This is a genomic window from Lysinibacillus sp. CNPSo 3705 (assembly GCF_028674935.1).
GTDB lineage: Bacteria > Bacillota > Bacilli > Bacillales_A > Planococcaceae > Lysinibacillus.
On record NZ_JAQZSD010000085.1, the window covers coordinates 1 to 14,831 of the forward strand.

Consider the following 14,831-nt stretch of genomic DNA (forward strand, 5'->3'; position numbering starts at 1 on the left):
GATGTCCAAAATTTCGTTTCGTTCACTAACTCATGGTTAGTTACTAAAAACTTTATTGATTACGTTTTGCTTGTTCAGTTTTCAAGGTTCATTTCGTTGTCATTTGTTTCAACAACTTTTATAATATAACATTTCTTGTTTTTGTTGTCAACTCTTTTTTAGAAGTTTTTAATACTTCTTTCAAAAGCAGCAACTCTTATATAATATCACTCTACGTTTTCAATATCAACATCTTTATTCAGTGTTTTTTGAATCCGTTTCGTTTTCTTACGTCGTCTTAACGACAAGTAATAATTTATCACGATTCCTATGTAACCGCAAGTGTTTTTTACAATATAATTATCTTTTTTTATAAATATAGAATTAGTAAGCTATTTTGTGATTTTTCGAGCACTAAATAATTCTTATAATCTTCTAGCTACCTCTTTATTTGTTTTACTATACATCTCTTTCTCATAAATCTCAATAAAATCAATTTTATGCCTCGGCATATGAAATCCTCCAGAAGCTTTAACTTACATTAAGAAAAGTATCTATATTAGTAAGGATCCTTTCTTAAGCTTCCCTTGTAAGCATTAAAGATATCAAATACACATCGGAACGGCCATTGCCCTAGCGAATACTCAACCATGAAAAAAAGGAGTCAAGGTGGTTCTCCTGCACCTCTTGACTCCTAGCTATTCATGTTTGTTACTTATAACTTTATTGTTCTACCACAAAAATCAATTGTAGCTGACGCTTCTTTTACTAGTAAAATAAAACAATTGCTGAAGGAAGTTAAACTTAAATCTAAAAATCAACTATTTTGTTTATCAGCTACATCTAGGCACCAATTGAAATTATCCCACGCAGAATACCAGCCACTGAAAATTTCAGAGGAATCATCCCAACGGACATCGAATTTCTTCTGACCGTTTACATCCACTAAATATAAAGTAAGCGTTGGATCTGCCTTAGAAACCGCCAATTTCATACCATGTTCAAGCTCTTCCTCAGTGAACAGAACATCTGAAACTGAGCGTACTTGTGCCTGTTCAAATACTTGTTTGTTAAAGATTTTATAATTCATTATAAGCCTCCAATAAAACTTTTGATAATGTCTATTTCTATTTAATCTGCAAATTATAGAACTCTAAAAGTATACCTTAAATTCATTCATCATTTAAATACTCTACTTAATTCTTTTAAACTTTTAAATATTGACTATTTCATTGCAGAAGATGAAAACAGGAGTCTTAGTGCTTGTTCTGCACCTCGACTCCTGTTTATTCAAGATAACCTTTTAAAACTATTACTTAGTAGTATGACGCATTGTTGGGAATAATAATACGTCGCGAATTGATGGCGAATTTGTAAGAAGCATGATTAAACGGTCGATACCAATTCCTAATCCACCTGTTGGAGGCATACCGTATTCTAATGCTTCAATGAAATCATTATCCATTTCGTGTGCTTCATCATTACCAGCTGCTTTTTCAGCTAGCTGAGCTTCAAAGCGCTCACGTTGGTCAATTGGATCATTTAGTTCTGTAAAGGCATTTGCATGCTCACGACGAACGATAAATAGTTCGAAACGGTCTGTGAAACGCTCGTCCTCTGGGTTTTTCTTTGCTAGAGGTGAGATTTCTACTGGATGACCATAAACAAATGTAGGCTGAACAAGAGTCTCTTCAATTTTTTGCTCGAAGAACTCGTTAATAATATGCCCTACCTCATGTGTTTCTTTAACTTCTACCCCATGTTCTTTAGCAAGCGCTTGAGCTTGTTCCTTAGTCATTGGTTGCCAGAAGTCTACACCTGTAGCTTCTTTTACTGCATCTACCATATGAACTCGTTTCCAGCCTACAGCAAGATTAATTTCATCTTCACCGTATTGAACTGTAGTAGTACCTAAAACCTCTTGAGCTACATGAGCAATAAGGTTTTCAGTTAGAGACATAATATCTTTGTAATCCGCATAAGCTTCATACAGCTCTATCATTGTGAATTCAGGATTATGGCGTGTTGAAATCCCTTCATTTCGGAAAACACGACCAATTTCGTATACTTTCTCTAGTCCACCAACAATTAAACGTTTCAAATGTAGTTCGATTGCAATACGCATATATAATTCCATATCAAGTGCATTATGGTGTGTAATAAACGGACGAGCCGCTGCACCACCAGCAATTGTATGAAGCATTGGTGTTTCTACTTCTAAGTATCCTGCATTATCTAAATAATTGCGAATAGCACGGATAATTTTAGAACGTGTAATGAATGTAGTTTTACTATCTTCATTCGTCATTAAATCTAAATAACGTTGACGATAACGTTGCTCAACATCTTGTAAGCCATGGAATTTTTCTGGCATAGGGCGTAAAGCTTTTGATAGGAATGTGAATTCTTCAGCTTTGACTGAAAGCTCTCCTACTTGTGTTCGGAATACATTACCACGAATACCTACGATATCACCTAGGTCAGCTTGTTTAAATAATTCATATGCTTCTTCGCCAACATGATCCTGACGAACATAAATTTGAATTTGGCCACCTAAATCTTGCATATGCGCAAAGCCAGCTTTTCCTTTACCGCGTTTCGTCATAATACGACCCGCAATAATTACCTCTTGTAGGTTTTCTTCTAGCTGCTCTTTTGTTTGATCTGCAAATTGTTCACGCACTTCTGTTGATAAATGCGTACGTTCAAAACGACTACCAAATGGATCTTGACCATTGTCTCGAATAGCCGTCATTTTTTGGCGTCTCACCAAAAGCTGATCATTTAATTCTTCTATGTTTGACACTTGTTTCACTCCTTATTAAATTGTCCGCGTTGCGTTTACGTCCATAATATTTCTATTGTACACAATTTTATTGTTGTAATCATCTGTTTCGTTTTAATTTCCATAAGAGAAAAAATGATTAATAATTCTAAAAATTGATGTTAGCAGAAAAATAGACGTCTCAAAACGAACAGAGAGACGTCTATTTAATGTATTAAAGAATTAATTCTTTTGCTTCTGGTACTATTAATTTAGATTCAAGCTCTTCATAGTCTTGTACGATTCCATTTAATAGCGCACGAAGCTCTACCGCAGTCTCTGTTTGGTTAATCGCTTTACGCGCTTTACCATTACCACGAATACCTTTTAAATACCATGAAGCATGCTTACGCATTTCACGTACCGCCACACCTTCTCCTTTTAATTGCATAAGGCGTTCAAAGTGTAGCAAGCACACATCAATTTTTTCGCGTACACTTGGCTCTTCCTTTAACTCGCCAGTTTCAAGGTATTGCACTGTACGATAAATCATCCATGGATTGCCTAGCGCAGCGCGTCCAATCATTACTGCATCCACCCCAGTAGTATCAAGCATACGTTTTGCATCTTGAGGGGTTTCTACATCGCCATTACCAAGCACAGGGATTTTTACATTTTCCTTCACTTGACGAATGAAATCCCAATTTGCTTTTCCTTCGTACATTTGTACACGTGTACGTCCATGAACAGCTACCGCTGAAGCACCGGCACGTTCGGCAGCTTGTGCGTTCTCTACAGCAAAGATATGCTCGTCATCCCAACCAATACGCATTTTCACGCTGACAGGTTTTTTTACTGCATCTACAACAGCCGCTACCATTTCATATAATTTATTCGGATCTAAAAGTAAACGGGCGCCCGCTTCACATTTAATAATTTTATTAACTGGGCAACCCATATTAATATCGATAATATCGGCAGTTGTGTTTTCATCTACATACTTAGCCGCTTCCACTAACGTTGTTTTATCACCACCAAAAATTTGCAATGAAAGTGGATTTTCACGCTCATCGATATAAAGCATGCCTAGTGTTTTTTCGTTCTTCTGGACAATCCCTTTATCACTAATCATTTCTGCATATACTAGCCCTGCTCCGAACTCCTTAACCGTCAAACGGAAAGCAGAGTTACAGATTCCTGCCATTGGTGCTAATACAACACGGTTGTCCATGACTATATCGCCAATTTGAAACGGCTTCTCAGTTGTCTGACTCAACGCTGTTTTCCTCCTTCTATAGGTTTTCACCTATTCCATATATATCAATTGTTAATGCTACTCAAATCAATTATGCCTCAGCATGATGGTATCCGAATTTGGCTTTTGCCTGTAGATGTTAGTCAGCCGATACACCCATTATCTTTGACCATTGGATAGGAACTTAATGAACGGACTGCAAAATTTTCAGCTCTGCTGATGCTCGCCATAAAGTTACGCCTTCCTCTTCACAATTCATCCGTTGCATTATATCATGTGCCCTTTGCAGTTGTTGTCCAACTGGTGTAGGCGTAATTTCTATTAATGGTACTAATACGAAAGCTCGCTCATACATCCTTGGATGCGGAACAATTAAGCTCTCTGTTTCAACATTTTCGTGATTGTAGAGTAGAATGTCAAGGTCTATGATGCGAGGGCCCCATCGAAATTCACGAACACGCCCAAGTTCACTTTCAACCCATTGGCAAATTTTCAGCATTTCGGAAGATGAGTAACTCGTTTTAATATGAACAGCAATATTTAAAAAATCTGCCTGATCCGTGTAGCCTACAGCAGCTGTTTCATAAACAGATGAAATGTGTACAACTTCAATTTCCTCTTTGCCCTTTAAAAGGGTAACAGCATGTTGTAAGTTTTCAAATCGATCTCCCATATTTGTACCGATTGATAAATACACATCATTCATTAGTAATCACCTCGCGTTATTTCTACCGATACTTCTTTATAATAGCCATGGATTGGTGGATCTGGTTTAATAAGCTCCACGCGAACCCCCTTTACCTTTTCTGAGTATGTTTCTAAAATACTGTTTGCTATTTTCGAGACAAGCGCTTCAATAAGCTTGAACGGCTCTCCTTCTACAATATCACGGCATAACGCATAAACCTCAGCATAGTTCACCGTATGATTTAAATCATCCGTCTCCCCAGCCTTTGTCATATCTATAGCAAGTGAAACATTGACACGGAAGCGTTGGCCAAGTGTTGTTTCCGCCGCTAAAACGCCATGATAGCCGTAAAACTGCATATCCTTTAAATGAATATAGTCCATCACGCTTCCTCCTTATAAATACGCTTACCTACTAAAATATCAGCCATATGTGTAGAGCGTGCCATTTCCTTTACATCATGTACACGAATCATATGGCAACCTTTTTCAATACCGTAAACGATTGTTGCTCCTGTACCTTCTATACGTTCCTCAACAGGCAGCTTTAAGACATTACCAATCATTGACTTACGTGAAGTCGCTAGCAAAACAGGATAACCCATTGCTACTAAATCCTCTAAATGCTGCATCATTTCAATATTTTGAGCAGTAGTTTTCGCAAAGCCTATGCCTGGATCTAAAATAATATGATTATCTGGTATACCTGCATTCCGAGCAACAGCAATACTCTTCTCTAAGTCAGCCTTTGCCGTCATCCAGAAATCAGTACCATAATTAGTGTTTTCTCGATTATGCATTAAAATAATCGGTACATTTAAATCCGCAGCAACCTGTGCGATCTCGGGTTCAGCTTGCGCTCCCCAAATATCATTAATAATATGGGCACCCGCTTCAATGGCTGCACGGGCTACGTTCGCTTTATACGTATCAACTGATATAACCGCTGGCACTTCCGCTACTAAAGCTTGAATAACTGGTACAATTCGTGCAATCTCATCTTCATCGGAAATACGTTCATAACCCGGGCGTGTTGATTCTCCGCCAACATCAATAATTTTAGCGCCATCCGCTACCATTTTTTTCGCTTGAGCAACGGCAGCTTCAACGTTATTGTACTTTCCTCCATCCGAAAATGAATCTGGTGTGACATTTAAAATACCCATCACAAAAGTTTCTGCTGTATAGTCTAACGTGATCCCGTTAATCGTTAATGGTGTTGTATATTTTTCAAGCATGTTAACTCTCCTCTTATTCTTGTTCCACTTCATTGACAAATACTTCATGTAAACGCGAATAAACTGGCCCTTTATTGCCTAATAACTGCGTGCTCTCTAATTTAAAAATTGGAACAAGCTCTTGTATAGAGTTAGTAATAAAGCACTCTGAACTTTGCTCTACGTCCTCTTTAGTAAAGAAGCCTTCTTTTACCTCAATCCCTAAAGATTGTGCTCGCTCAATTACCCACGCTCGGATAATTCCAGGTAAAATGCCAGTCTCTAAAGAAGGCGTATATAGTATATCATCTTTCACCCAAAAGATATTTGATGTTACACCTTCAGCAACATAGCCATTTTCCGTTAAAAAGAAGCCCTCTTGTTGCGCCAAAGATGGCATCTCAAAACGTCCAAGAACGTTATTGCCATAATGGTGCGATTTCACTCGAAGCCCTTTTTCAGGAGTATTACGCGGTGTCACAAGCCACTGTGCGTTTTTTTCCATACCTCGAGGTGTATCATGTAATTCTTTGCGAAAAACAATAACATTCGGTTGTCTATAGTCAGTAGGCTGCAATCCGATACTATGTTCTCCAGCCGAGACATTTATACGGAAATACCCATCTTGTCCATTAGCCTGTTCATTTAATTGCTGAACAACCTTTAATAATTCCTCTTCCGTATACGGCATATGAATACGATATTGAGAAAGCGCGGTTTGCAACCTTGCCATATGTGCTTCCCAGTAAAACACTTTGCCCTTATACGTTCGAAACGTTTCAAAAAAGCCTAACCCGTATAAAAATCCATGATCAAATGGTGAAATACGCAAATCCTGCGCCACTATATAGTCTCCATTCATCCAGCACAGCATTTACTTCGCTCCCCCAACATACAAATCTATAAACTGGCGCAGAAGCTCTTTACCTCGCTCCGTCATAATCGATTCAGGATGGTATTGCACTCCCTCAATGGGATAGTCCTTATGGCGAATGCCCATAATTTCGCCTTCCTCTGTCCATGCCGTCACTTCAAAACATGCCGGTAACGTTTCCCTTTCTACAATTAAGGAGTGGTAACGAGTAGCTGCAAATGGATTTGGCATCCCCTTATGCAAACCTATTTCAGCATGTAGCACAGGTGACGTTTTACCATGCATCAAACGTTCAGCTCGGATAACATTCCCTCCGAATACTTGAGCAATGGCTTGATGGCCAAGGCAAACGCCTAAAATCGGAATATTTCCCGCGAAATACTTAATAATGTTCAGGCTTTCACCCGCTTCATTCGGGCTACATGGCCCCGGAGAAATAACAATCATATCTGGTGCAAGCTGCTCAATATCTTTCACCGTTAATACATCGTTTCTTTTGACCACTAATTCATGTCCAAATTCCCCAAAATATTGTACAAGGTTATACGTAAAAGAATCGTAGTTATCAATCATTAAAATCATTTTGCTCGCTCCTCTGCCATTGCCTTTGCCTGCCACATCGCCTTCGCTTTATTTAAGGATTCTTGATATTCTCTCTCCGGAACAGAATCAATAACAATGCCTGCTCCTGCCTGAATATGCGCTACTCCATCTTTAATAAATGCTGTGCGAATAACGATATTAAATTCCATATCACCTGTAAAACCTAGCCAGCCAATTGAACCCGTATATAACCCTCGTCTTACAGGTTCTAATTCTTCAATTATCTCCATCGTACGAATTTTAGGTGCACCTGTTATTGTCCCTCCTGGGAACATGGCACGGATAACGTCTGCATTGGTTTTTCCCTCAGCTATTTCTCCTCGTACATTGGAAACAATATGCATCACGTGTGAATAGCGTTCAATCACCATGAACTCATCTACTTCAACAGTCCCATATGTAGATACTCTCCCTAAATCATTACGCTCTAAATCAACAAGCATTACATGTTCAGCACGTTCCTTATCGTTATCTATCAATTCCTGCGCTAACGCTAAATCCTCAGCCTCGGATTTTCCTCTTGGACGTGTTCCAGCTATTGGTCGAGTAGATAACTCATTACCGTGACGCTTCACCAAAAGCTCAGGTGAACCTGAAACAACTGCAAAATTCGGCGCTTCTATATAAGCCATATAAGGTGAAGGATTAAATGCACGTAATGCTTCATATACATCCATTGCAGTTGCGTTTAATTTCTTGGATTGACGTACCGACAAATTCACTTGAAATACATCGCCTTGCGCTATGTATGTTTGAATTTTACTTACTGCTTCCTCAAAGGCAGTCCCCGCAAATGATACTAACAATTCACTTTCGTCATTTACTATTTCAACAGCGCTTGTTTTTTCAAACTTTCGTGTAAGCAATCCTTCTTGTGCTGCCCCTTGCCACGCATTAGACCATTCTTCCAAATCTACATGGCAATCAGCTAGCTTCATAAGCGTTACTTTATTTGTTTTCACATCGTGTACTGCCCAGCAATCAAAAATATAAAAATAAATATCTGGTATCTGTAAATCATCTACAGCAGTATGAGGTAACACTTCAATTTTACGAGCGTAATCGTATGCTACAAACCCAATAGCCCCACCTTGAAAAACAGGAAGCTCAGAATTATATGCAATGTGATAGTTCTCTACTAATTTCTCTAACAAAGCAAGAGGTTCACCGTTTAAATTTTCAGTCTCACCATTTCTCCAATTTACAAGTAAACCGTTCTCGATCGATTGTGCTGTAGCTAGTGGATTCCAAGCAGCTATTGTAAAATTTCCTCCACGTCCACTTTCTAAAAATACATGTGCTTGCTCTGCTTCTGTTTGCTTCTTATAACTATAAAAAAACGAGTCTGCATCCATCGATATTGTTTTCGTCAGTATTGTCTTCAAATCGCTATTCCCCTTTAAGTCATATGATGTGATTCCATCTTAACTTGAATATTGCTTGGAAGCGAATATTTTTCAGGTAGCCACTTAAAATTTGATTACCGAATGTTTCTACATCCGATCGGTGATAACCAAATATGCTAAAGCGCCTATTTACATCCGAAAAAAAGTTGGAGAACCGAAGGAGCAAGACGCACTCCACCTCTTTTGCGAACGAAACATCTAATCCATAGTTTGAAAATAGAATTAGATTTTTTAACAAATAAAAAAGACTCCTCGTTTAAGGAGCCTTAACGTTCAAATAATTGGATTAGTCTTCAAATTGATATAAAGGTGTTGATAAGTAACGTTCCCCATTAGAAGGTACGATCGCAAGAACATTTGAGCCCTTACCTAAACGTTTTGCTGCTTCAATCGCAACATGAATAGCTGCACCTGATGAAATACCGCATAAGATACCTTCTTCACGTGCTACTTTACGTGCTACCTCGAAAGCAATTTCATTTTCAACTGGGAATACAGTAGAATACACATCTGTATCTAACACTTCAGGTACGAAGCCAGCACCGATACCTTGAATTTTATGAGGCCCTGGTTGGCCACCAGAAAGTACTGGTGAATCTTTTGGTTCAACAGCAATAATTTCAATCTCTGGATACTGCTCTTTTAGCACAGCACCCGCACCCGTAATTGTACCACCTGTACCAACACCAGCAACAAATGCATCTAATTTTAAACCTTCAAATGCTTCTACAATTTCAGGACCTGTTGTTAAACGGTGAACAACTGCATTAGCTGGGTTCGTGAATTGTTGTGGTAAGAAGTAGCCATGCTCAGCAGCTAATTCCTCCGCCTTAGAAATCGCACCTTTCATACCTGCTGGCCCAGGTGTTAATACAAGCTCTGCACCATATGCACGTAATAAGTTACGACGCTCTAAGCTCATTGTTTCCGGCATTACTAAAATTGCTTTATAGCCCTTAGCCGCAGCAATCATCGCTAGACCAATACCCGTGTTACCAGAAGTAGGTTCAATAATTGTACCACCAGGCTTTAATGTACCGTCTTTTTCTGCCGCTTCAATCATCGCTAAAGCTAAACGGTCTTTCACTGAGCTACCTGGGTTAAAATATTCTAATTTTACATAAACAGTACCTTCGTTTTCACCTGTTGCATGATTTAATTTAACAATTGGCGTTTTACCTACTAATTCAGCTACCGAGTTTGCTAATCTACTCATTTATCAATCCACTCCTAATCCCTACTAATTTTATAGGTTTTACTTATTTTTGATTTTATCAATTTTTCCATTCGATTGTCAATAAATATAACTTATATTTTCAGAATATTTATTGCTTCACCTACGTCAAAGGTTATTGGCTAATATTGACGCATGAAGGGAAACAAAAATCTGCTCAATATCCCGGAGTGGCCATTACTCTGTTGACGCTAAACGTCTGCAGGGTTTCCCTGGCTCACTTTTCCCGCAGATATCTTGCAGATTCTTGAACTTCTTTCAGCACATAATTTATGGAGCGAAAGCGAAGCAACAAATACAGAAGTCTCCCACCTCTATAGACGGTGAGCTGAAAGAAGTTAAAGCCTCCGGCGCATGTCACGGAATCGGTAGCCGATTCCGGACGTAATTATGCCGAGGCATAGTTGATACTCATTCAGAGCAATCTGTTATTTACCTTTTTTCGCTTCTCCGTAATACCAAGTCGCATTGAATTCAGACCAGAATGATTCCGGTGTAACATGTTGTGGCAATTGTTCTAACGCAAGCTCACGTTCAATATGTTCTTTCACATCGTCATATGTAAAGGATTGTCCTTCTGTTATCTCTTGAACTTGTACAATTCCGTAATGACCGTTAGCAAGCTTAAATGCTTTACTAACCTCATCTGCTTTTAAAGCCTTCACTGCTTTTAAAATGGCAGGATCAACGTTTTCCTGTTTTTCTGTGAGGAAACCAATATCTCCGCCTAAGCTAGCTGAAGCACTGTCTACTGAAACCTCACGTGCTAGCACCGAAAAATCAGCGGGAGCTTTTATTTCACTTAATGCTTCCTCAGCTGCTTTTTTTGAATTCACTTCTATAAAATTCGTACGATAACTTGTTTTCGTGTTGTACAGTGCCTGATTTTCCTCATAATATTTTTCAATACTACCTTCTTTTATAACCACATCTTTTGTCAGTACTTTATCCAATATAAGCTGTGAGCGAATTTTTTGTCGCAGTTGCTCTGATGAAAGGTTTTGCATTGCAGTATCAAATTTATCTTGGGCAGAACGCATTAAGGCTAACTCTAAATCAATCTCCTTATCCGTTACTTTTATGTTAAACTTTTCGGCTGCTTTTTCCATCACTGATTCATTCACTAAATTTTGTAGCGTCTCTTTACCATAGCGTTCTTCCATGGCAACCATCCACTTTTGACGTGTAATAATATCCCCATCAACGGCAGCGACTTGCTCGTCGCTACCAATTTCCTGGTCTTTATTAGGAATGAGCCAAGTTATAAACCACAAAATATTTCCTAATAATAAAATTGCCATAACTGTTAATGCAGGTTTTGTCTTCAGACGACGTTGCAATAAGGGCGTTTGGTTGGGTGTTTCAGCGGATAAAGGTCGTCGATTACGCGTTGAGCTCATCGATGAATCCTTCTAACTCTTCTTTTGAGAAGTGGTATGTTTCTAAACAGAAGTGACATTGTGCTTCTGCTTCGCCATCCTCTTTAATCATTTCTCGAATCTCGTGTGTCCCTAACCCTAAAATCGCTGCACCAAATCGCTCTTTTGAACATTGACATTTAAATTCTACCGGCATGGAATCTAAAATTTGCAGATGACCGTTTCCTAATACAGCTTCTAAAATTTGCTCCGGTGTAAAACCTTTTTCAATCATTTTTGAAACAGGCTCTATAGTAGCAAGATGCTGCTCAATTTCGTCAATTGTTTCTTCTTCACAGCCTGGCATTAATTGAAGGATAAACCCACCAGCCGCTAGAATTGTGTTATCAGGATTTACTAAAACCCCTAATCCAACTGATGAAGGCACTTGCTCTGATGTAGCGAAATAGTAAGTAAAGTCCTCAGCAATTTCACCCGATACAATTGGCGTTTGTCCAGAGAACATGTCTCTCAAACCAAGATCTTTTACAACTGTTAATGAGCCCTCTGTCCCAACACCTGCTCGAACATCAAGCTTGCCGTGCTCGTTTAAATCGAAATGAACGTGGGGGTTTGTTACAAAACCGCGTACTTCACCGTGCGCGTTACTGTCAATTACCATCGGACCGATTGGACCGTTCCCCTCAATTTTTACCGTGATTTTTTCCTCACCTTTTAACATAGCACCCATCATCACCGCAGCAGTCATAGAACGACCAAGGGCTGCCGACACAACAGGCCATGTATTATGACGACGTTGCGCTTCTCCTATAGTTGTTGTCGTACAAGCTGCAAAAACACGAACCTGTCCGTTGAACCCTAAACCTCGTACTAAATAGTCTTTCATAAATGAAATGTCCCTCATTTCTTATTGATTGCGTTTATATAGCTTATATAAGCCTTTTAATGTTAAAAACGGATCGACTACATCAATAGCTTGCGTCTCACCAGCAATTAAATTTGCTAATCCTCCAGTAGCAATTACTAAAGGCTCTTCCTTACTTTGTGCTTTCATGCGATTAACAATCCCCTCAACTTGCCCAACAAAGCCATAAAATATCCCGGCCTGCATCGCAGATACGGTTGTCTTTCCAACAATATGTGTAGAGCGCAATATTTCAATACGTGGCAATCTAGCTGCCTGTGTATAAAGCGCCTCCGTTGAAATCGAAATACCTGGAGCGATAGCACCGCCCATATAATCGCCCTTTTCGTTTAAGTAACAATATGTTGTAGCAGTTCCAAAATCAACAATAATCAGTGGTGCTTTATAAACATCAAGAGCTGCAATAGCGTTCACTATGCGGTCTGAGCCAACTTCACGCGGGTTTTCATATTTAATATTCAGTCCTGTTTTCACACCTGGTCCTACAACGAGCGGTTTTTTACGAAAATACTTTTGACACATCGTTTCTAACGAAAACATTATTGGTGGTACAACAGAGGATATAATAATGCCTGTAACCTGTTCAAATGAAATGCCTGCATGATGAAAGAAAGATAATACTTGCATTGCATATTCATCTTCTGTTTTATGAAGGTCAGTCACCATACGCCAATGGAAGGCCAATTGATCGTTGTCATCATAGACACCTAATACAATATTCGAATTTCCTGCATCTAAAACTAAAATCATGGTTGATGCCTCCTATTTATTGCCCTTCATCGTAATTGTACCTGTCACTATACGATTGATACAACTAAAACAATGCATACTCATGCATAAAAAATTAAGATCAATTATCCTTGACATTATTGCGTCCGGAATGGAATTTGCGCTACACAAAAAAGTTAAAACACTTTAGAAAATGATACCACACTTTTATTTCTATGAAATAACATTCATCTCACTCCAAAAAGGAGCCACCATCATATTAGGTAGCTCTTTCAAATTAAATCTCATATTAAAACGTAAAGTTGATTTCCGTTCCAGGCTACTCGCTTTCCTGTGGGCGAGCGTCGAGCCGCTTCCTCCGCTTGCGCTCCGTGCAGGGTCTCGCCTGTCTCGCTTTCCCACGGGAGTCGAGTAGCCTTCCACTCCAATCAGCGATAGTGTAAATTTTTATAAATCTTATTCATTTCAAAAGTGTATAATATTGCGACTTATAACAGAGAAGAAATTGTTCAACTGTTATTGCTAACGCTTCGATTTACGCACAGATAAACAATATTGCTGAAGTTTCGTTTTATAACTATAAATTAGGCCATGCCAGAAAATACATCTTTGTGAATTGGTTGATTGAAGTGGAGAATGGGCGACTCCTCGGGGGTCAGATCACATCGCGAGTGAAGCGGCTCATCGGACGCCACCCGCTCTGCGCGAAAGCGAAGCGTCAGCTACAAAGCGCCCAGCCGGAACGGAAATCAACCCCTCGTTTTGCCGACCGTACTAAGGGAGCCACCCTCAAATTAGGTAGCTCCTTTCAAATTATTTAAAATTAAATTTTTCTGGGTCTGGTCCGCAACGTAAGCCATCATTTAGTGCATCTAACTGAGCCATTTCTTCCTCTGTTAACGCAAAGTCAAAGACCGTTAGATTTTCAGTCATTCGTGCAGGAGTCATTGTTTTTGGAATTGTGACTACACCATGCTGCACATCATAGCGTAAAACGATTTGTGCAGGTGTTTTGCCATATTTAGAAGCTAGCTGCTGAATCAATGATTCTTCCAATAAAGAACCATTCATTAGCGGCGACCACGCTTCTACCTGTATTCCTTTTTCCTTACAATATGCACGAACTTCCTCTTGAGTTAAGTGAGGATGGAATTCAATTTGATTAATTACAGGAACAACTGATGTTTCCTTTAATAAATTTTCTAAATGTTGAACATGGAAGTTACTAACGCCAATTGAGCGTACACGTCTATCCTGATAGATTTTTTCAAGCGCTTTATAAACATTAATATAATTTGTATCTATTCCCGGCCAATGAACTAAATATAAATCTAAATAATCTAGTCCTAATTTCTCTAAACTACTATCATAAGCTGCAAGTGTTTCTTCATAGGAGAGTCCATCATTCCAAACCTTTGATGTTACGAATAGTTCTTCACGTGTTACTAAGCCCTCATCAATCGCCGCGCGAATTCCTCGCCCAACACTTTCTTCATTACGATATACTTGAGCTGTATCAATGCTACGGTAACCTTTTGCAATAGCTGTTTTTACTGCCTCCGCCAAGTCATCCCCTTCAGGTACTCGAAAAACGCCATAGCCGATTAACGGCATCTCTAAACCATTATTCAATGTTACGTTTCCCATGTTTCAACACTCCTATCTATTTTGTCCTTAAAACAATCGAGTAGGAGGGAGTGATTAACTCCCGACCTCTCACACCACCGTACGTACGGTTCCGTATACGGCGGTTCAACTAAGATCAATAACGCAAAGTTT

At 39.1% G+C, this 14,831-nt stretch carries 14 protein-coding genes; all 14 read right to left on the reverse strand.

What is annotated here, in order from left to right; genetic code table 11:
• Positions 1–796: 796 nt before the first annotated feature.
• The 14 genes from PVA17_RS22365 to PVA17_RS22430 all read right to left on the reverse strand — a co-directional run bounded on the left by PVA17_RS22365 (position 797) and on the right by PVA17_RS22430 (position 14,699).
• The gene (locus tag PVA17_RS22365) at positions 797–1,069 is read right to left on the reverse strand and encodes a hypothetical protein (RefSeq protein ID WP_274069021.1); all 273 of its coding nucleotides are present in this window, start codon (positions 1,067–1,069) and stop codon (positions 797–799) included.
• A 222-nt stretch (positions 1,070–1,291) separates the two neighbouring features.
• A complete protein-coding gene (gene lysS / locus PVA17_RS22370; protein ID WP_274069022.1) occupies positions 1,292–2,794 on the reverse strand; it encodes a lysine--tRNA ligase in 1,503 nt (500 codons plus the stop codon).
• 184 nt (positions 2,795–2,978) lie between these two features.
• The gene (gene dusB, locus PVA17_RS22375) at positions 2,979–4,019 is read right to left on the reverse strand and encodes a tRNA dihydrouridine synthase DusB (protein ID WP_132364388.1); all 1,041 of its coding nucleotides are present in this window, start codon (positions 4,017–4,019) and stop codon (positions 2,979–2,981) included.
• Positions 4,020–4,182: 163 nt separating this feature from the next.
• Positions 4,183–4,704 carry a 2-amino-4-hydroxy-6-hydroxymethyldihydropteridine diphosphokinase gene (gene folK, locus PVA17_RS22380; protein ID WP_132364386.1) on the reverse strand — a complete coding sequence of 174 codons (522 nt, stop codon included), beginning with the start codon at positions 4,702–4,704 and terminating at the stop codon, positions 4,183–4,185.
• The gene (gene folB / locus PVA17_RS22385) at positions 4,704–5,069 is read right to left on the reverse strand and encodes a dihydroneopterin aldolase (RefSeq protein WP_274069023.1); all 366 of its coding nucleotides are present in this window, start codon (positions 5,067–5,069) and stop codon (positions 4,704–4,706) included. Before folB ends, folK begins: the two co-directional genes overlap by 1 nt.
• On the reverse strand, positions 5,069–5,923 hold the full coding sequence (gene folP / locus PVA17_RS22390; protein WP_132364384.1) for a dihydropteroate synthase: 855 nt from the start codon (positions 5,921–5,923) through the stop codon (positions 5,069–5,071). Before folP ends, folB begins: the two co-directional genes overlap by 1 nt.
• 13 nt (positions 5,924–5,936) lie before the next feature.
• Entirely contained in the window at positions 5,937–6,776 is an 840-nt protein-coding gene (gene pabC, locus PVA17_RS22395; RefSeq protein WP_274069024.1) for an aminodeoxychorismate lyase, read from the reverse strand.
• Complete coding sequence (gene pabA, locus PVA17_RS22400) at positions 6,777–7,358, reverse strand: aminodeoxychorismate/anthranilate synthase component II (protein ID WP_274069025.1); 582 nt, start codon at positions 7,356–7,358, stop codon at positions 6,777–6,779.
• Positions 7,355–8,764 (reverse strand): aminodeoxychorismate synthase, component I, encoded by a 1,410-nt coding sequence (gene pabB / locus PVA17_RS22405; RefSeq protein WP_483308047.1) that lies wholly within the window; start codon positions 8,762–8,764, stop codon positions 7,355–7,357. Before pabB ends, pabA begins: the two co-directional genes overlap by 4 nt.
• A 307-nt stretch (positions 8,765–9,071) precedes the next feature.
• Positions 9,072–10,001 carry a cysteine synthase A gene (gene cysK / locus PVA17_RS22410; RefSeq protein WP_132364378.1) on the reverse strand — a complete coding sequence of 310 codons (930 nt, stop codon included), beginning with the start codon at positions 9,999–10,001 and terminating at the stop codon, positions 9,072–9,074.
• Between the two features lie 446 nt (positions 10,002–10,447).
• Positions 10,448–11,419: a peptidyl-prolyl cis-trans isomerase gene (locus PVA17_RS22415; RefSeq protein ID WP_132364376.1), complete on the reverse strand. Its 972-nt coding sequence runs from the start codon at positions 11,417–11,419 to the stop codon at positions 10,448–10,450.
• The gene (hslO, locus tag PVA17_RS22420; RefSeq protein ID WP_132364374.1) at positions 11,403–12,284 is read right to left on the reverse strand and encodes an Hsp33 family molecular chaperone HslO; all 882 of its coding nucleotides are present in this window, start codon (positions 12,282–12,284) and stop codon (positions 11,403–11,405) included. The genes PVA17_RS22415 and hslO overlap by 17 nt, the downstream gene beginning before the upstream one ends.
• Before the next feature lie 21 nt (positions 12,285–12,305).
• Positions 12,306–13,073 (reverse strand): type III pantothenate kinase, encoded by a 768-nt coding sequence (locus PVA17_RS22425; RefSeq protein ID WP_132364372.1) that lies wholly within the window; start codon positions 13,071–13,073, stop codon positions 12,306–12,308.
• 792 nt (positions 13,074–13,865) lie between these two features.
• Entirely contained in the window at positions 13,866–14,699 is an 834-nt protein-coding gene (locus tag PVA17_RS22430; protein WP_132364370.1) for an aldo/keto reductase, read from the reverse strand.
• Between the last annotated feature and the right edge of the window lie 132 nt (positions 14,700–14,831).